This is a genomic window from Mesorhizobium sp. M4A.F.Ca.ET.090.04.2.1, assembly GCF_003999085.1.
GTDB lineage: Bacteria > Pseudomonadota > Alphaproteobacteria > Rhizobiales > Rhizobiaceae > Mesorhizobium.
The window spans coordinates 1-18,415 of record NZ_RZOT01000038.1 but is presented as its reverse complement, the minus strand read 5'-3'; the positions used below and the strand labels follow the sequence as shown (position 1 = coordinate 18,415).

14 protein-coding genes and 5 pseudogenes are annotated in these 18,415 nt (G+C 60.5%); 7 read left to right on the top strand and 12 right to left on the bottom strand.

From position 1 onward, the window contains the following. Window positions 1–1,314 (top strand): NAD-dependent succinate-semialdehyde dehydrogenase (locus EN781_RS05020; protein ID WP_145965447.1); only part of this gene is annotated, 1,314 nt, incomplete at its 5' end. A gap of 796 nt (window positions 1,315–2,110) precedes the next feature. On the opposite strand, the gene EN781_RS05015 is transcribed toward EN781_RS05020, so the two are convergent. Next, complete coding sequence (locus tag EN781_RS05015) at window positions 2,111–2,626, bottom strand: DUF2285 domain-containing protein (RefSeq protein ID WP_236370644.1); 516 nt, start codon at window positions 2,624–2,626, stop codon at window positions 2,111–2,113. A gap of 675 nt (window positions 2,627–3,301) precedes the next feature. On the opposite strand from EN781_RS05015, the pseudogene EN781_RS35780 reads away from it, so the two are divergent. Together EN781_RS35780 and EN781_RS05005 are read left to right on the top strand one after the other, a co-directional pair. Beyond that, window positions 3,302–3,889, top strand: a pseudogene (locus EN781_RS35780) (transposase); the annotation flags it as partial. A 198-nt stretch (window positions 3,890–4,087) separates the two neighbouring features. Continuing rightward, window positions 4,088–5,290 (top strand): site-specific integrase, encoded by a 1,203-nt coding sequence (locus EN781_RS05005; RefSeq protein ID WP_127399828.1) that lies wholly within the window; start codon window positions 4,088–4,090, stop codon window positions 5,288–5,290. A 676-nt stretch (window positions 5,291–5,966) separates the two neighbouring features. On the opposite strand, the pseudogene EN781_RS04995 reads toward EN781_RS05005, so the two are convergent. Both EN781_RS04995 and istA read right to left on the bottom strand, forming a co-directional pair. Next, window positions 5,967–6,255: pseudogene (locus EN781_RS04995) on the bottom strand (ATP-binding protein); the annotation flags it as partial. After that, window positions 6,215–7,770: pseudogene (gene istA / locus EN781_RS04990) on the bottom strand (IS21 family transposase). The pseudogenes EN781_RS04995 and istA, both read right to left, overlap by 41 nt. A gap of 194 nt (window positions 7,771–7,964) precedes the next feature. On the opposite strand from istA, the gene EN781_RS04985 reads away from it, so the two are divergent. After that, window positions 7,965–8,567, top strand: coding sequence for a hypothetical protein (locus EN781_RS04985; RefSeq protein ID WP_164892053.1), 603 nt, complete (start codon window positions 7,965–7,967; stop codon window positions 8,565–8,567). A gap of 218 nt (window positions 8,568–8,785) precedes the next feature. On the opposite strand, the gene EN781_RS04980 is transcribed toward EN781_RS04985, so the two are convergent. The 6 genes from EN781_RS04980 to EN781_RS04955 all read right to left on the bottom strand — a co-directional run bounded on the left by EN781_RS04980 (window position 8,786) and on the right by EN781_RS04955 (window position 13,389). Then, window positions 8,786–9,061, bottom strand: a complete 276-nt coding sequence (locus EN781_RS04980; RefSeq protein ID WP_095521249.1) for a hypothetical protein — start codon at window positions 9,059–9,061, stop codon at window positions 8,786–8,788. A gap of 30 nt (window positions 9,062–9,091) precedes the next feature. Further along, window positions 9,092–10,674 (bottom strand): IS66 family transposase gene (locus EN781_RS04975; protein ID WP_245492544.1). Its coding sequence is split into 2 segments (ribosomal slippage): window positions 9,092–9,798 and window positions 9,798–10,674, totalling 1,584 coding nucleotides; the frame shifts between segments, so codons are not numbered across the junction. A gap of 96 nt (window positions 10,675–10,770) precedes the next feature. Further along, a complete protein-coding gene (gene tnpB, locus EN781_RS04970) occupies window positions 10,771–11,115 on the bottom strand; it encodes an IS66 family insertion sequence element accessory protein TnpB (RefSeq protein ID WP_127284559.1) in 345 nt (114 codons plus the stop codon). Beyond that, on the bottom strand, window positions 11,112–11,507 hold the full coding sequence (locus tag EN781_RS04965) for a transposase (RefSeq protein ID WP_164891872.1): 396 nt from the start codon (window positions 11,505–11,507) through the stop codon (window positions 11,112–11,114). The genes tnpB and EN781_RS04965 overlap by 4 nt, the downstream gene beginning before the upstream one ends. A gap of 237 nt (window positions 11,508–11,744) precedes the next feature. Next, window positions 11,745–13,061 carry a HipA domain-containing protein gene (locus EN781_RS04960; RefSeq protein ID WP_095521246.1) on the bottom strand — a complete coding sequence of 439 codons (1,317 nt, stop codon included), beginning with the start codon at window positions 13,059–13,061 and terminating at the stop codon, window positions 11,745–11,747. Continuing rightward, complete coding sequence (locus tag EN781_RS04955; protein WP_029354813.1) at window positions 13,051–13,389, bottom strand: helix-turn-helix transcriptional regulator; 339 nt, start codon at window positions 13,387–13,389, stop codon at window positions 13,051–13,053. The genes EN781_RS04960 and EN781_RS04955 overlap by 11 nt, the downstream gene beginning before the upstream one ends. Window positions 13,390–14,661: 1,272 nt before the next feature. On the opposite strand from EN781_RS04955, the gene EN781_RS35775 reads away from it, so the two are divergent. Next, window positions 14,662–15,195, top strand: coding sequence for a hypothetical protein (locus EN781_RS35775; RefSeq protein WP_245500214.1), 534 nt, complete (start codon window positions 14,662–14,664; stop codon window positions 15,193–15,195). On the opposite strand, the gene EN781_RS35130 is transcribed toward EN781_RS35775, so the two are convergent. The 3 genes from EN781_RS35130 to EN781_RS04940 form a co-directional block, all read right to left on the bottom strand. After that, a complete protein-coding gene (locus EN781_RS35130) occupies window positions 15,126–15,656 on the bottom strand; it encodes a hypothetical protein (protein WP_236370649.1) in 531 nt (176 codons plus the stop codon). The two genes, EN781_RS35775 and EN781_RS35130, sit on opposite strands and share 70 nt — an antisense overlap. 136 nt (window positions 15,657–15,792) lie before the next feature. Continuing rightward, window positions 15,793–16,044: a DsbA family protein gene (locus EN781_RS04945; protein WP_245492543.1), complete on the bottom strand. Its 252-nt coding sequence runs from the start codon at window positions 16,042–16,044 to the stop codon at window positions 15,793–15,795. 79 nt (window positions 16,045–16,123) lie between these two features. Then, window positions 16,124–17,128 (bottom strand): magnesium transporter CorA family protein, encoded by a 1,005-nt coding sequence (locus tag EN781_RS04940; protein ID WP_029354811.1) that lies wholly within the window; start codon window positions 17,126–17,128, stop codon window positions 16,124–16,126. 40 nt (window positions 17,129–17,168) lie between these two features. On the opposite strand from EN781_RS04940, the pseudogene EN781_RS04935 reads away from it, so the two are divergent. Together EN781_RS04935 and EN781_RS35125 are read left to right on the top strand one after the other, a co-directional pair. Beyond that, window positions 17,169–17,877 (top strand): annotated as a pseudogene (locus EN781_RS04935) (KUP/HAK/KT family potassium transporter); the annotation flags it as partial. A gap of 117 nt (window positions 17,878–17,994) precedes the next feature. Continuing rightward, window positions 17,995–18,415, top strand: a pseudogene (locus tag EN781_RS35125) (transposase); the annotation flags it as partial.

The following is an 18,415-nucleotide window of genomic DNA, read 5'->3' as shown; positions in this document are numbered from 1 at the left end:
GAGGAGACACGTGCTGCGGTAGACAAGGCCTATGTTGCGCAGTCGGGATGGGCCGCGTTGACTGCCCGAGAGCGTAGCGACGTTCTTTGGCGATGGCATCAGCTGATCATCGACCATGCAGGCGATCTCGCCGCGATTCTGACTGCGGAAATGGGCAAGCCGCTTGCCGAAGCCATGTCAGAGGTATCGCATGCGGCGGCGTATCTGCAATGGTATGCCGAGGAGGCCAATCGCGTCTATGGCGAGACGATCTCGGCACCCTCGACAGACCGCCGAATGCTAGTGATCAAGCAGCCCATCGGCGTTGTTGGCACGATCACGCCATGGAATTTCCCGGCCTCCATGGTGGCGCGCAAAATCTCGCCGGCCTTGGCTGCGGGCTGCACGATCGTGCTCAAGCCCGCTGAACAGACGCCGCTCGTGGCTGGCGCAATGTTCGCCCTTGCCCATCAGGCCGGCTTTCCCGATGGCGTGGTCAACCTGATCTATGCGTCCGAAGGTGATCGCGTCGGCCGTGAACTCTGCACCAATTCCAAGATCCGCAAGATCAGCTTCACCGGTTCGACCGAGGTCGGGCGGCTGCTGATGCGTCAGTGCTCTGACCAGATCAAGAAGGTTAGCCTTGAGCTCGGCGGCAACGCACCTTTCATCATCTTCGATGATGCCGACATCGACGCTGCTGTTGACGGTGCGATCCAGGCGAAGTTTCGCAATGCCGGCCAGACCTGCGTTTCGGCGAACCGTATTTACGTCCAATCGAGCGTTCACGATGAGTTCGTCAAGAAATTCGTGGAGAAAGTCCGGCACTTGTCGGTTGGCGACGGATTCGATGCCGGAGTGGACATCGGACCGCTCATCGACAGGCATGCTCTGGCCAAGATAGAGTCTCACATCGCAGATGCCATTGCGAAAGGCGGCACAATACGATGCGGGGGCCAACGTATCGGCAAGAATGGCACGTTTTTCAAACCCACGGTCCTCACCGAGATTTCCAGCGTCATGGCAGTCGCGCAAGAGGAGACATTCGGGCCGCTGGCGCCGATCATTCGCTTCAACGATGCGGATCAGGTCGTGCGCGAGGCCAATGACACGATTTACGGCCTCGCCGCATACTTCTATGCCTCCAACATGAAGCGGGTCTGGCGTGTGGCAGAGGCTCTGGAATATGGCATGGTTGGCATAAACACGGGACGCATGTCCTCGGAGGCGGCACCGTTTGGCGGCATGAAGCAATCCGGCATCGGGCGGGAGGGTTCCCGCCATGGCCTCGAGGACTATCTGGAAATGAAATATCTCTGCATGGGCGGGATTTGAAACCTGCTGCACTGTCTCTCCGCCCACCGGCCGCCCACCGGGGGCGGCCTGCGGTCAATGCCGCCACCTAATTTGAAGTTCCAAACGCCGTTGACCTGAAACACGGATGCCCGGCAGGAGACTGAGCTCGCTGCCGGGCCGGACATGCCTTGGGAGGGCATAAGTCAGCGCTCCTAGGGCCGATGGGGCCACTCAGTTCGTGCGCCTTTTGCCGATTGCGTTGCATGTGCCGTGCCAAGCCAAAAAGCATTGATAAACCGCCGATGGATCAGCTTTTGCCCTGTTGCGCACTCTACATTGTGGGATATGCGACAATGCCCAAGCGGTTGGATCGTCGTGTTGCAGATCCCCAGACGGGTCATGATTGCTATTCTTAGGACAGTGCGCAGCAAGCGCTACCCGCTGTACTACAGGCACACCATTTCCATAATCAAGCGGTGAGTGCGATGTCTGACCGAGCTGTCGGTCCAGGGGACAGTGTGAGGTCTCAAATCCCTCCATATTGTTGCACCCGCCGGTCCAACAGGACTGCAGGTCCGGACTCAAAGGATCTTGGCTGCTATGGCGACATTGCGGTGCACGCCGCTTTCCGACCACTGATGTGGGTTCAGGTCGAGGCCGGCCCTAATGAACCACCGCCTTGGCAACTTCACCGATGTCATTGTGGCGTCGGCCGACGCCTGACCAGAGCGTACCCGCAAGGCGCCATGCAGATCTGTCGGCGGGCGAACTGTTGGTGACGGGTCAGCTGCGAGCGAACGTTCATCCACTGACGCACAGCGCGGACTGTCGCATTTCAAATTAGGAAATCTCTGTAGCCACCATTCATGAGCGCGCGGCCACGCGAGACGGCCCGACGGATGCGGTCGCGCAGATGATCGCGAGGATCCGCCCAGTCGGCATGGACGCGCCGTTGACCGATGAGAACTTCGGCGAGCTCGCGATGTGGTGCTCCGGCGAGCGAACCGTCGAGCGCACGAAGAACGAAGGACAAACGGACGCCGCGCTTTTCCGGCGCAAACAAGCGGGGGGGCAAATGTTGCCCTAGACTGAGAGCATTGAGGCACTCCAGTCCCCTCAGTCGATGCTTTAAAAGCACCGCGGGCCAGATGGCTTGCGTATGCAGGCAAACAGGGTGGAGGATATTCGCGCCCGAGACGGCGAGCTGCAGCGCGTGGTCCGCATTGCGAAGAAGAACATGCTGGCTCTTGTCGGGCGCCTGCAGGACGGTTGCACGACAGGGCAATGCCGAGAGTTCGAACGGCGGTGTCGGCGACGAGGCAGGCAACCGTTCCGCAATGAGCGGCAGCACATGGACGCACCAGAGCGGACACCAGAATACGACCGAAGCGCGGCCACAAGACTCCGCGAAACAGAACACCCCAGCGTGACAGGTCGCCGGCCGACGCGACCATATCGAGAAAGGGTCGGAGAGACCAAGTCTTGCAATGCTGGCGCGCAGCGGTCAGATCGCGCTGGAACGCCGGGTTGCGGCGTAAGAACTCCCAAGCCCACTCCCGCAGCGTCAGGCCAGCGGTGTAGTCGTATGATCTTTCATCCCGCCAATCGGCCTGATCCGCGCCAGTCAGGAGATTCATGACTGACACCCCCTGCCCGCGCCTGCGTGCGTCGAAACATTATGCCACTTCGCAAAGCACCGGCGAAGGCAGCAGACGTCGAAGGCACCTTTTTGTTGAAGCGTGCGGCATTGGCACTGGCGACGACACAAGATGTGCCCAAATTGCCACCAGACCGTCGAACGGGCACAGCGACGGCCAGCGCGACCTGAGCACGCCAAGGGAATTGATTCCTTAACGGTCATCGGCTCCTGCGTCGCGATCCAGACGTCCCTTGAAGGCGCAGTAGCGCGGCAGTGGATCGCACGCTGCTTGTCGGCAAGTTGTCGTAGCGGCGGCGCCATAGGCACGGTCATCGGAGGGTCTCCTGCGGCAAGTTTTCGCCATTGGAGGCCAATCTGCCCGCTATGGCAGCCTGTGCAGTTGCACAGGTGAAGCGGACCAATCAGGGGGGAGCTATGGCGGAAACTGGGTGATGACGGTTTGAGGAGAGCGGCGTATCGAGGCGGGTGATGAAGCCTGCCAGAACCTCTCAAGGAGAGCGATACGCCATGAACGAGACTGTCAACATTGTTCGCCTTCGTCAGCCCGACGAAATCGGTGATACCCTGACGGATGTACTTCGCAGCGGCGCGCGCAAATTGCTTGCGCAGGCGATCGAGATGGAAGCCGAGGCGTATGCTAAGGCGGTCGACTGCCTGACGAAGGATCAGAATGCGTCGCTGGCGTTCTACGATTTCCCCGCCGAACACTGGGATCATCTGCGAAGGTCCAATCCCATCGAAAGCGTCTTTGCGACCGTTCGCCACCGCACGGTGCGTACCAAGGGCTCGCTATCCTCGACAACCGCCCAGATGATGGTCTTCAAGCTGGTCATGGCCGCGGCCAGGACGTGGCGACGATTGAAAGGACAAAATCAGTTGCCGAAACTCATCGCAGGTGCCAGGTTCCTGGACGGAATCGAGGTCATCGAAACGAAGCCGCAGAGCGCCGCTTGATCAGCCTCGTCACCCAAATTCCAGCATAGCTCCATCGGAACTGCCAGCCTTCCTTGCCGATCAGGCGCAGATCAGCGCTGACGATACCGAGGACGGCGACGGCGATCACCTCCAGGCCGCCAAGTAACGACCCTCAAAACACCGCCCTGGGCCGGCCGTCCCATCGGGCCTTTCTGTTTCTGGACAAAGAGCAAACATATGTCCGCAAGCGACATTTACGAGAATGCCCCACTCGGGAAGCTGATCAACTATGGTGATCGTGCCCCCAAACCGCTCGCCCGACAGGACCGTCTCATGAACGCCCTTCCCGCACGAGCCGCCGGCATTCCGGCTGGCTTCCTCGATCAGACCGCGTCCAACCGGACCAGCCGCGCCACCCGGATTCTGCATGCCGCCGACCATATCACGCCCTTTCTCGAACGGGGTCGGCCGATCGGCGCGAATGCAAGGGAGCGGGCTTTGCAAAGACCGGCAAGGCAGAATGGGATTCCTGGGGAACTGGTCGAGGCCAGCCTGAACCGGTATCTTGTGCCTGCCCTCGGGAGTCGCTCTATCCACCATGTGACCGACACCGACATTGCTAACATCACCAATAAGATCGTCGCCGGGGGTCACCCGCAAGCGGCTAACACGGCCTTCTGGTATATGCGGGCATTTTCAACTGGTGTCGCAAACCGCCGCAACGGCTCATCGCGGTTTCCCCGCGAGGAATTGGAAAATCCGGCCCCGATCGTCAAGCGCAAGCGAGTGGTGAACGATGCCGAACTGGCGGCTATATGGACGGGCTGTGAGCCCGAACCGGGCGATATCGGCTATTCGTTCGGCTCCATCGTCAAGCTGCTCATGCTGACCGGACAGAGGCGTACGGAAGTTGCCGCGATGCGTTGGTCTGAACTCAACCTTGAAGCCGGAACATGGGACCTATCGGCGGACCGCACGAAGAACGAAGAGCCTACGCTTATTCCGCTGTCCACACTGGCGGTGTCGGTCCCCCAGTCGGTACCGAAGACCAATGACACATTTGTTTTCCCTGCGAGGGGCAACGGCTTTGGAGAACTGGACCCTTCACGATCTGCGCAGGACGCTCGCGACAAATCTCGGCAGGCGGCAGGTATTGCCACACGTCATCGAGCACATACTGAATCACAAGGCAGCGTCCCTGACAGACATAGGCGAAATCCACAATCTCTATACCTACGTCAAGGAGAAGCGCGAGGTGTTGCAGATGTGGTCAAATCACATCGAATGGCTGATCAAGCAGGCTTCGGAAATGGACGCTCTGGCGGCGTAGCTGCTGGCATGGGCGGAAGATGCGGCGCAACAATCATCAGAGCCTCATCGAATTGGAGATCATGCTTGACCAGCAAATGCGCGGCCAATGCTTCGATGGCCGACCTGTGATCGAGTACTAGCCGGGCCGTGCGATCTTCGATCCGCCCCCAATCGGGGCGGCGCGGCATCAGGAACCGCAACTCACCATAGATTCGCTTGGCATCCGCGTAGTCGCTGCTCCCCTCATTCTCGTCGGACGCATTCATCGCCATATCGAACGGGTCCAGATAGCCTTCGAATGCGGATTCTGCAAAAGGACCTGCCAGACACGTAACTATCTCCCGGATCGCACAATCGCGTTCCAAATATCGATCCATATCGTCCTCGAAAATCGGCTTTCGCTTCGAGGTGAATCCTTGCGCTGAATAAAACCCGCGCCTTCGACAACACCACGGTAATCTCCGTCACCGGGGTCGGGGTAAATACTAACACTTGAGAAAGCAGGGAGTTTACGGTCGTCGTCGAACATCTGACGGTTCAAAACGATGGCGGCCACCGCGTGCCCGGCTTCGTGGTGCGCCACAAACGGGAGATATTGGGAGGCTACATTCATGCGGTGCGGCTCTCAGGTCTAGTTTGCTTTTGCGCATAGGACCGCAATCGTCGTGCCAACTGGGAAAATCGTTTCGGACAATGCGATCGCTCCGATAGCGTTGTGTCTCCTGTCTGACATTGTTGGGAAGTCGACACGCGCCCGTCGCAATGCGGTCGACCTTCCGCGCGAGTTGGGTGACCCGTGAAGGCGGCCGACCAGGACGATGTTGCGCTGATCGGCGACGAAGGCGCCGCCGGGCGAGATCGCGCATCAGGGGTTCGGTGACCGGCGTGTCGGCGAAGTCGAAGTCGTCGATGTCCTTGGCCAGCGGCAACTTGGCGACGGCGAACTGGTATTTGATGGAGCGGGCCTGCTTCTCCGATATCTCGGCTTGCAAGAGATCACCGACAATCCTGGGCGGCTCGTGCCGTCGCTTGATGGCGACGCCCATGATCTCGTCATAGGCGCTGCGCATTCCGTAGAGCTTCAGCGCCCCCATCAGTTCCAGAACCTCGGTGCGTTTCCGTTTGTCCTCCTGAGACTGTCATAGCTGGCGCAGTCGGCGACCGGCTCGTGAGCTAGGGTCAGCGCCTGGGGAATGGAAAGGATCGTGCCCGGCGCCGGATCGCGGCTGCGGGCCAGGATGTTGAGGATCACCGCCGCCGAACAGACGCCATGCTCGAGCGCTTCCTGGCAGGCGCTCTCGACCGCGCTCAATCCGTCGGTCAGAACGCAGGTGAGGATCGACACCATCTGCCGGTCGCCGTCATCGGCCGCCCCTAGCTTGCGGCGCACCTTCTCCATGGCTGATGGCAGAACCCATTCCCGGAAAGGCGCGCCGTTGCGCAGGCCGTTCGGTTTGCGGGCCATCACCGGCACGTAGTGCCAGGGATCGTAGACGACCTCGTTGCGGCCGAAAGAGCGTGCGTGCTCGCCGACGACCGCGCCATCCTGGCGGATGACGATGCGGTCGGCATAAGCATGGATCTCGACCGGCCGACCGACGGCACTCGACAGCACCGAGTATTTGTTGTTGTCGAAGCGCACCGTGCAGGTTTTCGACACCGACGCGGGAATGCAATGGTAGCCGTCGAAGCGACCGGCATAGGGAATGAAGCTGGCGCGTTCTTCTTCGAGTACGTCCCAGATCGTGCGCTCACCCTGTTCGGGATGCCGACGCGCCTTGGCATTAGGCAACGCATTTGTCGGCCAGCCAGCCGTTGAGATCCTCCAACGTCTTGAAGCGCAGCCTCGGTGTGAAGAAGCGCTCGCGCACCAGCCCGACCTGGTTCTCGACTTGCCCCTTCTCCCAGCCGGCCGCCGGTGTGCAGGCCTCCGGCTCGACAAGGTAATGCCCGCACATCTGCGCAAAGCGGCGGTTGTAGCGGCGATCCCTGCCGATGAAGATCGCGTCCACCGCCGTCTTCATGTTGTCGTAGATGCCGCGCGTGCAGGCGCCACGGAAGAAGGCGAACGCCCGGTCATGCGCGTCGAACACCATCTCCTGCGTCTCGCGCGGATAGGCCCTCACGAAGAACATGCGGCTGTGGCAGAGCCGCATGTGCGCGACCTTCACTGTCACCGTCACGCCGTCGAGCAGGACGATCTCGGTGACTCCAGTCGAACTGGTAGGCCTCGCCAGGTGCAAAACTCAGCGGAATGTAGCCCTCGGCCACGGCGCTGCCGCGATCCGCCGCCCAGCTCTGAGCATGCCGCCACCCCGAACTGTAGCTGCCGTCATAGCCGAGGCCGCGAAGCTCCTCGAAAATACGGATCAGCGTCAGCCGCTCCCGCTGCGGCTTGGCCGCATTCGCCGACAGCAGCCGGTCCAGCGTCTCACGCCAGGCTCCCATGCGGGGATAGGGCTGGTGCTTGCGCTCGTAGCGGAACTCCGTCTCCTCAGAACGCAAGACCTTGCGCACCACCTTGCGCGAGATCTTCAGCTCGCCTTGCTCGACTTCCCCTGGACCAGCGACAGCCGACGTATCTTTGCAATCGTCTCCAAAACCAACATCCAAAACACAAATGCCTCCGATCAAGCCGGAGGCATCTTGATGACCCCATCGTTAAGGGGTCCCGTTTGGACGAAAAGCACCCCTTAAACAGGGTCCTCATTCCACGAAAAATCAATGCACTACCTGACGTCAATCCACAGCATTGGGCCGAAGCATGCCACGGGCTCATGCCGCGGAGAGCGGGAAGATATTCTTGAAAGAAGCGGTCTCCGACATCAATACCGACAGGATCGGCAGCTTTCTCACGTCACTTGAGGTCGAGCGTGGCAGTTGCGACCCGCAATGCAAGGCTGGCGGCGATGCATACCTTGCGCGGTTCCTGATCTCGGAGCACCCCGAATATATGGATACGCTGCAACTGGTGGTGACACTTCCCTTCAAGAGGGCGCGCGGGTGGCACCTGTCGAATATCTCGAAGAGCCCGAAATCAAGAGCGTCCTGGCGCGTATCGACCGCCGCACGCCTTCTGGAGCGGGATTACGCACTGTTCTCGCTGATGTTCAATACGGATGCACGAGTTCAGGAAATCCTGAATCTTCGAATTTGTGACCTTCGTCTGGTATCGCCCTGTCCCGCCGAGCAAAGGGGCTTTCTCAACGACCGCGGCACACCGCTGACCCGGTTCGGTGTTCGATACTTGCTGCGCAAACATGTTGATATGGCTGCGGGGGAAGGAACCACCCTGGCGGAAAAAAGCATCCATCACCGCTCTTTGCGGCACACGACGGCCATCCACCTTGTCAAGGCGGGTGTTGACATAGCCACCATCAGTCAATGGCTAGCCACTCGGGGCTGAACGTAACGTGCGCTACGCCCGGGCCGGTATCGATATGAAGCGGCAAGCGCTCGAACAAGTCTTTCCCCGACGTGATGTCATCGGCAAAAGATCAGACAATCATCGCTATGATGGCGGGATGTTACGCTGCCTGCAGCGCTTGTAGACGCTCAGTTATGTGGAGTTGTATCGTGGGAAGTCGCGCGTCTGTGGTAACCATTCGGCCAGGGCCGCGGTGACTATGATTTCGGGCGACGGTTTTCTGCGCTAGGTTTCGGCGGTGCGTGACCCGCAGCCCTGCGCTCGTCGACGATATGCCGAAGGTTGTCGATGCCGTCTTCGGTGAAGACAACGATAGGTTCGCTTAATTCGGATGCGGGATAGCCGTCGTAGGCGCTCAGGCAACCGTCTTCCGAGAACATCTCGATCGAGCAATCGCGCAAAAAGTCTTCGTCTTCTTCGAGCATCTCGGCCACATATTTGAGGGTGTAAAGAGCGGAGTTGCGATATCTCATCTGACGGCCTCGTTTATTTGTAGGCCCAGATCAGGCAGCCTTATCCGCTGCGGCCGTCAGAAGGCTCCAATTCCACGGGAGCAAGTCCTCGATCTGCGTGATCGGCGTGTCGGCGATGCAGGCGAGGACGTCGGCAAGCCATGCCTGCGGATCGATGCCGTTGAGCTTGGCGGTGTTGATCAGCGTCGCCATGAAGGCGGCCCGATCGGCACCTCGATCGGAGCCTGCAAATAGCCAAGCTTTCCTGCCCAGAGCAAAACCACGCAGCGCGCGTTCGGCCGCGTTGTTGGTGAGGCAAATCCGGCCATCGCCGAGGAAGGTCGTGAATCCTTCCCAGCGCTTCAGCATATAGTCGATTGGCTCGGCGACCGGAGAGCTGCGCGACAGTCTTGCCCGCTCTGCCCGCATCCAGGCCTCAAGTTCGGTGGCGATAAGACGGCTTTCCTGCCGTCGTTGCAGACGTTCGTCGGAGACGAGTCCGTTGATGTCGCGCTCGATACCAAACAGGGCGTCGATGCGTTTGACCGCCTCGAGCGCGATCGGTGAGATCGGCGCGGCGTTCTTGCCACGCTTGGCATTGGCGGCGATGTCGGCAAGTACGAAGAACTTGCGGCGCGCATGCGCCCAGCACAGCGCCTGGGTCAGCGGACTGGGATCGCGGTCCACCTTGAACAGCGGATTGTAACTGCCATAGGCATCGGCCTGCAGAATGCCGGTGAAGTTCCTCAAATGACGCTCGGATGCTCCTGCCGCCGATCGCGCGAAGCATAGTAGAGCGCCGCCGGTGGCGATTGCCCGCCGAACGGCCGGTCATCCCTGACATAGGTCCAGATGCGGCCTGTATCGGTCTTGCCCTTCGCCAGGATCGGCACGGTCGTGTCGTCGGCATGGAGACGATCAGCGGCAAGCACATGCGCCTCGATTAGCGCGTGCACCGGCTTCAGCGCCACGGCACAAGCGCCGACCTGGTCCGCAAGCGTCGACAGGCTGAGGTCGACGCCCTCGCGGGCATAGCGCTCGCTCTGCCGGTTCAGCGGTTGATGCTGGGCGAACTTCTCGAACAGGACCATCGCCAAAAGGTTCGGTCCGGCAAAGCCGCGCGGCGTCACATGGAAGGACGCCGGCGGCTGCGAGATCTTCTCGCATTCACGGCAGGTGAACTTCTCGCGCACGGTCTGGATCACCTTCCACTGGCGCGGGATCACCTCCAGCGTCTCGGTAATGTCCTCGCCAAGCTTGGCCAGCCTGCCCGAGCCGCAGCACGGGCAGTTCCGGGGTGCGGCGATGACCACGCGCTCACGTGGCAGATGGTCGGGAAAGGGCTTGCGCGACGGGCGCTTGCGCTCGAAAGCTCGGACTGTCGATGACCGCGCTGTCAGTTCCGCCGCCAATTCGTCCTGGCTGGCGTCGGCTTCCAACTCCTCAAGTTGCAATTCCATCTGTTGGAGAAGCCTGGCCTTGCGTTCGGAGCGGCTGCCATGGATCTCGCGCTTCAGCTTCTCTATCTCCAGCCTGAGCCGCGCGATCAGCACATCGGAGTGCGAGTTCAAGGCTTGCGCGCGAGCGGCGAGCGCTTGCGCCTCACGGCGGGCCGCACGCTCGGCGAGGATCATCGCGTGCGCACTGGCAAGGTCACCGGGAAGCTGATCGGCCACATCGGTCATGGCGCGATGGAATCATATTCGCTCCCGCCAAGCCAGCGGTTTTGCTCATCCCGCCGAGCTCGGACGCCAGGTTTTTTGCGGCATCCGCCAGTCGATGCCTTCTAGCAAATAGCCGAGCTGCGCGGGCGTGATCACCACCGTGCCATCGGCCGATGGCCAGATGAACCGGCCACGCTCGAGCTTCTTCGTGAACAGGCAGGCACCCTGGCCGTCATGCCAGATCACCTTGATCAAGTCACCCTGCCGCCCGCGGAAACAGAACAGGTAACCGGTGTGCGGATCGCGCTTCAATGTCTCCTGCACCATCAGCGACAGGCCCGGGAAGCCCTTGCGCATATCGGTATAGCCAGTGGCGAGCCACACCTTAACGCCGCTCGGGATCGAGATCATCGCCGCTCCAGCACATCCAGGATCCGGCCGAGCGCCTCGCTATCGATATCACTCTCGACCCGCAGGCGGCGGGCGCCGCCAAGCTCGATCGACACCATGCTGCTCTTCTTGCGCGGTCTGGAGATCGGCGGTGGCTGCGCTGGCGATTGCGGCGCTGGCAGCGCCTCGACGACTTCCACGGCAACGAGTTGCGGCACGGACGGCGCGGAGATCTGGCAGAGTTCCTTGCGCCACCGGAAAAGCTGGCTCACATGAATGCCAGCCGATCGCGCGGTCTCGGAAACACTAGCCCCAGGCTCAAACGTCGCCGCGACCAGCCGCTCCTTATCCTCCCGAGACCAGCGCCGGCGCCGCTCGACCGACGTGATCACTTCAATCTGATGCTTCGTCACAGGGCTACTCCTAGTGCTTGCACTAGGACTTGCAGCCTTCAGCCTACCTCAGCAAGACGGCCGTGACCGCGGGGATACCGTCTGTGGGCTCTTGCGGTGTCAGCTCCACATCTCTCCGCAGTGCACGTTGTCGCTGTCGAAGAGCCGTGTGTTCATGACTTCGTGCTGGCACGGCAAGGATTGTCCATATTGTGGGCGTCTTGCGCTTGCCGAGCTTGTCCGAAATCCAGCGCCGGATCAGGCGTGAACACTGTTGCGTAGTTCGTCAGCCAGAGCGCGGAGAACGTCGGCGCTCCCTTCCAGCGCCGTAAAAGCGTAGGGATTGAGGAACTGTCGGCCCCAGAACAGATTGCGATCTGTGCCGGATAGCGTAGCTTCCTCGCTGACACGCGGCCAATTCTTCGCAATGCATCGGAGCTGGCCTTCAACAATCGCAAGAGCTTCCGGCGCGCTGAGCAGGAAGTGATGCGCGGCTTCAAGGCAGGACGCGATCCGGCTCATGCGGTTATTGCCGCTGATGAGCATGGCCTGGCTGGCCTCCTGGCCACTGCGGGCCTGCGGACAAATATCGTAAGCAGGCGTGAGGGTGAGCTTAGCCCCGTCCCAGAATGCCGCATGGTTGCGGGCATGATCGTCGGTGTTGCCGCAAAGTATGTTGAAGACAATGCGGCTGAACAACTCGCGCAGAGTTTCCGACGGCGCGGTGAATCGGTGGCGAATGATCTCCGCCAAATCCTGGTAGCTGGCGTAACGCGCCATCATCTCATCGAGCGCGAGCATCGTCAGCGCTGAGACCATGGATTTGCGTTGCCAGCCGCCCGTGACCTTGATCCGGTCGAATCGCTCGACGAGCAACACGTCCTTGCCTGCGGCGCGAACAAGCGAGACGGATGCCGCTCTGATGCCGCACAAGGCGGCAAGCCGCATGGCTATGAATTCTCCTTTGACGACGCTGTAAAGGTCGGCAGACGAGGAAAATTTCGCGACATGCTTGATGGCGTCGTCCTCGATCAGCGCCTTTGGCCTTGCGCCGCCGATCGAGCTGCCGTGATGCAGCGCCTGATCTAATTCGGGGGTGAGCGGAATACCTTTTTCTACCCGCTCCGCCGATTGGACAAGCTCTTCGAGAGTGGCATTGGCCAGTGCGCGCGGCTCGTAATTCGTGGGCGAAAACTGAAAATCGAGCGCGCCGATGCGGTCCGAGCCTGATTCCAGCAGGAACGTCAGTTCTGAAATATCGAGCCGCGCGATTTCATCGCCCTTCACACCGAATTTGCGGTTTAGGATAACCCGTCGTCCCCAGGCATCGGGGGCAGCATCGCGGATGCATCCCGGCATGGTTAGGCCAGGAAGCAAAGGCAATTCGCCTGCCTTCAGGGGCAGTTCCGGGAGATAAAGCGGGATCGCGCTGCCCAGTTCACGAAAGCTCCTGCCATAGTTGAAGCTGACGAGTCCGTCATGGGCATATAGCCGCCCGGCGACAACCGGCGCGGTCTCGCCCGGCAGCCAGACCCAGACATAGGCTTCGTCGTACTTGGGGACCTTAGAACTCATCGACGATCTGCTTGCCGGCCTTGTAGACGTGCTTCGGCAGCAGCGCGATGCGATCGTCCATGCGGCCTGTGAGGGCTGTGATGCCCTTGCCGTCCGCATCGAACAGCTTCACACCGACAATGGCAGCAGCTTCGAACATCAGTCCGATTTCGACTTTGGGATCGCCCTTCTCGATGCGCTGCAGGGTGCTGCGTGAAACACCGATTCTCTCGGCTAACTCCTGTGCGGTTAACCGGTGCTGCATCCGGCCCAGCCGGATGGTCTTACCGAAAAGGCCAAGCGCTTCCATCGCGTAGCGCGAATAGGTGCGTTTATGCGTTGCCGTCATTCGGGTCTCCGTGGCCTATCCATGAGCCATATCACCTCATTTCGACCTTTATATAGGTAACGTCGCAGAGCGACTGCCAAAGTCAAGCCTCCGTATCGTATGATCCAAATCCCCCTGATTCGACTTTATATGCAGCAAGAGTTCGCATCACGGCTACGTTCGGAAAGCGAGGTAGAATGCGACGGGAGACGCAAGCGTTACCCATCCGAACAAGGACGGCGAATATTGCCTACGGCTCCTGCACAACCGGCCAGCTCTGCGCGCCTCGGGCGAGGCGGAGATCTGGCGCTGGACCGCGGACAGCCTTGAGATGCCTCGCATGAGTCATTCGATGGGCGGTCCCTGGTGCCGCTACGCCAAGCGCGATGAAGCGTTGCGGTCTTCGTCGCGCGCAACGGCGAAAGCGTGCAGGAGGATGGCTCGGGTCAGGGTGGACAAGCATCTGCGTAACAATTTGCTTTTCGAGGACGGGACGAGTCCAGGTTGGCCGCTGCTCAAGGCGCTGGCTCCGCAGCAGAGCCGAGTGAACTGGAGGGTCTGGTCCGGCGTCGAGGCACGGCGCAAGGCCTGCCGCGACGGGCGCGGATAGTGCTGCTGGCCAGCGAGAGGATGTAGAACAAGGAAATTGCCTTACGCCTTGGTGCAACGCCCAACACAGTGGGCACATTGCGTCGGCGCTTTGCCGAACAGCGGCTCGATAGCCTTTACGATGAACCGCGTCCCGGCGCGCCCGATGAGGAGATTGCCGAGACGATCCGGTTGACGCTGGGAGACGACGCCGCGGGACGCAACCCACTAGCCTGACTCTGCAATCTTGAGGAGCGCCAAGTTTATTCTGGCGTGCGGCGAGCTCAACGCCGAGCCGCTTGGCATCGATGCACGACACGACGTGATGCGGCGGTGTCGCACGGGTTCTCACGGTTTGTGGCTTCGGGATCGCGCGGAAGGCCACGCTTTTCTGGCGGCTCGCGCACCGGTGCCAGACGGCCGTCGGGACCTTAAAATCGACGGGATGACCGGCGGACAACACCTCCACGCCGGCCATACCAGGCCTGGCGGACCGCCCGGACAATCCTGAGATTCTGGCCGACGTCGGCGCCGCTTGGATATCCGCGATTGAATGGATTGCGCGCAGAGGCATTGTGCGTCCTTAATGCACGCATGGTCTTACGTGCTCAGCGTCAGAAATGACTGCGCTTAAAACGTCAGCTTGAAGCCGGCCGACAGGGTCAAGGCATAGAAGTCCATGCCAGCGCTATCCTTGTGGGTTCCTTGTTCGCCGGTCGCGATGCTGTAGGCCGTTTTCTAGCCTTTGTTGCGAAAATATTTGTCGACATTGCCGGCCAGGAAGACGCTGGCGCGGTCGGTCATCTGATAATCGATCTTGGCGCCGGCCGAGATGAACGGCACCGTGAAGAGGTCGTCCTCAAATCGCAGGCCGCGCCCCTCCTCGCGCAGCCAGTGATGGTCAACAGCGCTTGCATCAACGGTGAAGCCGCTGCGGAGCAGACCCGAGAGCGTCAAGTTCCCGAGCGTCGTGGTCGCTTTCGCGCCAAGGAACAGGCCGAAATAGCGCTGTTCGTAATCGATGACCGGTTCGCCGTCCGGGAACTTGCCGCGATCCTCGCGAAAGCCGAAGCGGTCCCCACTCTATATGTACGAACCGCCATAGGCCTTCCACTTCATGTTGGTGTATTTGAAGCCACCATGAAGGTTGATAACCGTGGCATCGTTGATCACGAAGTCTGGGCCTGCTGCCATGTCAAGGTTGATGTAGCGGTCAAGGCGGGTGTCGGGGTGGATTGACTGATCCGACCAATCCTGTCCGGCAATACGCCGTTGGCTGAGATGGTCCAGTTCTTCCAGACCTCGGCCTTTAGCCCGGTGGTCAGAACCGGCGCGCCGGTTTCCCAGATCAATTTGCTGATACGATTGCCCACTTCGTCGTAGAAAAGCTCGTTGCCCTTTAGCCAGGTGTAGCCAACGCCACCAAGAAACACGACGCTCTTGTCGGGCGCTGAATAGGTGGTCGAATGCGCCGCCATGGCGATGGTCGACGATGTGCAGAACGTGCCGAAAGCAAGAATTGCAAATGCTGATGTGCAGCGATTCATGGGGCCTCCTCGGGACCTCCGTTGGTGATCTTTCGTTGAACGACGGCGGCTCACAGCGCCCGTTTGCAGGCGTTGTTTGTCGCGGCGACCATTGCTGGGCATTGGTGCAAAGACGTTGAACTCCGATGCGATGTCCGGGACGGCTTTGGTCATTGCCCTTTGTCTGGTGCGCTGCATAGAACGGCTTGGTCCGCCCACTACCGCGTTGCCGGGCCATATAAGAGATTTGGCCCGACGCGAGAGGCGGCACTCGTGGCCAGAGAACGGGATCGCACCGGCCGCCACGCTGTCAAAATGCCGAAGTTGGTGATCCGGCACGACGCTTAGCTTCTTCTCGCTCTTTGGCGACGAAGCGTTCCAGCGTGTGAATCTTGAGCACACCTGAAATCACTTCGTCGCCGAGAACCAACGCCGGCGTGACGTTGATGTACAGCTCCTTGGCGAGCGCGCAATTGCGCTCGAGGACGTTTTCGATGGCGCGGTCTTCCATGTCCCGCTTGAGCTGCTCAACCTCGAGGCCAACGTGTCGTGCGATAGTCAAGATGTCGAATTCGCTGAGCTGCGCGACCGCTCCGGGAAGTGGGACTTTCAGTAAGCGCCCCGAACCAGCCTATTTCCTTTCACAGCCAACCGCGCCGCTTGAAAAAGAGATACGGAACCACGGCGGAGAGCACCATCAGACCCAGCGCAAAAGGATAGCCCAGAAGCCATTTTAGCTCGGGCATGGCATCGAAGTTCATGCCGTAGATCGAGGCAACCAGCGTCGGCGGCAAAAACACGACGGCAGCGACCGAGAAAATCTTGATGATCTGGTTCTGCTCCAGATTGATGAGACCCAGCGTCGCGTCCAGCAGGAAGTTGATCTTGTTGGACAGGAAGGTCGCATGGTCGCTGAGGAACGTGGCATCGCGCTGGACGAGCTTGATACGTTGCCGGATTTCCTTCTGCAACTTGCGACCGGACGACGCGACTGCCCAGCTGGTCGAGTCACTCGCGCTATGGTAGGCGACGAGCCGCGCGATGCTCACGAGACTCTCCTGAATTTTCGTCAGCAGCTCACCCTTCCGGCCGATTCGCTCGACAAGGGATTGAAGGTTGCGTGTTTTCTTCGAGGCGCTCGGAGACGTGTTGCGAAAAATTTCGCGTGAGAGTGCATCAATCTCGTCGCCGATGCGCTCAAGCGTGTCGGCCGCGCGGTCGATGATCGCTTCGATCAGACCCAGCATCACCAATTCGCCGGACGTGCAGGGAGGGCCGCTAGTACGCTGTGCTTTCGCCGCATAGATCAAGAACGGCTTCGGTTCGGCGTGGCGGACAGTGACGAGCGTCTGGCCCTTGATAACGAAGGTAACCGGCGCTTTGACAGGGTCCTCGCCCTCGATATTCGCGACCGCGGTGATCGTCATGAACTCGGCGCCGTCTTCATGATAAAGACGGTCCGACAACTCGATTTCCGCCATCTCGTCGCGCGTCGGGATATCAATGGCCAGATGCGCCTTAACAAGCTTCACTTCCTCAACAGTCGGGTTGAGGAGGTCGAGCCAGAGAGCACCGAGAGCTTCGGCCTCCGGCAAGCCGTCAATTGCTGTCAGATGGCCGTTCTGGCCCGTGTAGATGCGCAGCATTTATGGCCCCTTCGGCAAGGCAGTATGCCGCCCGCGGAGCCTTTCCGTAACCGGGGCTGAAGCGCTCTACACTGATCTCGGTCATTTTGGCCGCCGGCCGATTGTGCTGGCTTGGCTGGCGATCGCATTTCCGTGCCTGCTGCTTAACAATTTCGGGCAGGGCGCGTTCGTTCTTTCCCGAGGCGGGACGATCTGACATCCATTCTTCGAGATGACCACGGCTGGACGTTGGTGCCGATGGTGGTGATGGCTACGGCGGCAACTGTGATCGCCAGCCAGGTCGTGATTCCGGCGCTTATTCACTTGTGCGACAGGCCGTCCAGCTCAACATGCTTCCGCGCTTCGAAATCCGGCATACATCCGAAATGCAATTCGGGCAGATATACCTGCCGCGCGTCAACCTGCTGCTCGCATGGTCGGTCATGTTGCGGTCATCGGCTTTGGTGAGTCCAGCGCCCTCCCGTCAGCCTATGGCATATCGGTCACGGGCGAAATGGTTGTGACGACAATCCTGCTCCACGTCGTGATGAGGCGTATCTGGAGGTGGACGCTCCTCCCGGCGCTCGCCTTGCGCTCGTCTTCGGGGTGGTCGATGTCGGCTTCTTCTCGGCGAACATCATGAAAGTGCTCGACGGCGGCTGGGTCTCAATCCTTGTCGCCGGCGTGTGGTCGTGATGACTTGGGTTCGCGGAACCCGCCTCCTCTTCGAGAAGTCCCGCAAGAGCGAATTCCCGCTCGATTTGGTTGCCGAGCAGATGACTGCCAAGGTGCCGTCGCGGGAGTGGTTGGAATTGTGAGTTGGCGTAGTCTCCGGGGTGTCAACCTCGAATCATCCGGCCTTGCGGTGCCGGACAGGAGACTACGCCATGACAAGGACTACCATGAAAGCCGAAGCCGTTCATCCGGGGGATGAGGCGACGAGCTATCTTTTCGACAACTGGTTTGATCCGATCGAAGCTGGCCTGCGCGAGCGGGTGCGCGGCTTCATCGAGACGATGCTCGAGACCGAGTTGGAAGCGGTGCTTGCCCGTCCCCGTTATGGCCGGCAGCCGGCGGCGCGCCAGTGATGAGACCACCGGTGTCGCCGGCCACCGCCACGGCAGCCGGACGCGCACGCTGACGGGGACCTTCGGCACCACTGAGATCACGGTTACGCGGGCGCGCCTCGATGTCGACGAGGACAAGACGGTGGAATGGAGGAGCAAGGCTCTGCGCGCCTATCAGCGGCGCACGAAGGCCGCCGACGCACTGATCGCGTCGAGCTACCTGGCGGGCACGAACACGCGA

Coding starts and splice junctions, on each gene's coding strand:
- EN781_RS04940 (WP_029354811.1), bottom strand. CDS start 17,128: ATGCTGCGCATCTACACGGGCCAGAACGGCCATCTGACAGCAATTGAC.
- EN781_RS04980 (WP_095521249.1), bottom strand. CDS start 9,061: ATGAGATATCGCAACTCCGCTCTTTACACCCTCAAATATGTGGCCGAG.
- EN781_RS04955 (WP_029354813.1), bottom strand. CDS start 13,389: ATGACGGCAACGCATAAACGCACCTATTCGCGCTACGCGATGGAAGCG.
- EN781_RS35130 (WP_236370649.1), bottom strand. CDS start 15,656: ATGACCAAAGCCGTCCCGGACATCGCATCGGAGTTCAACGTCTTTGCA.
- EN781_RS04960 (WP_095521246.1), bottom strand. CDS start 13,061: ATGAGTTCTAAGGTCCCCAAGTACGACGAAGCCTATGTCTGGGTCTGG.
- tnpB (WP_127284559.1), bottom strand. CDS start 11,115: ATGATCTCGATCCCGAGCGGCGTTAAGGTGTGGCTCGCCACTGGCTAT.
- EN781_RS05005 (WP_127399828.1), top strand. CDS start 4,088: ATGTCCGCAAGCGACATTTACGAGAATGCCCCACTCGGGAAGCTGATC.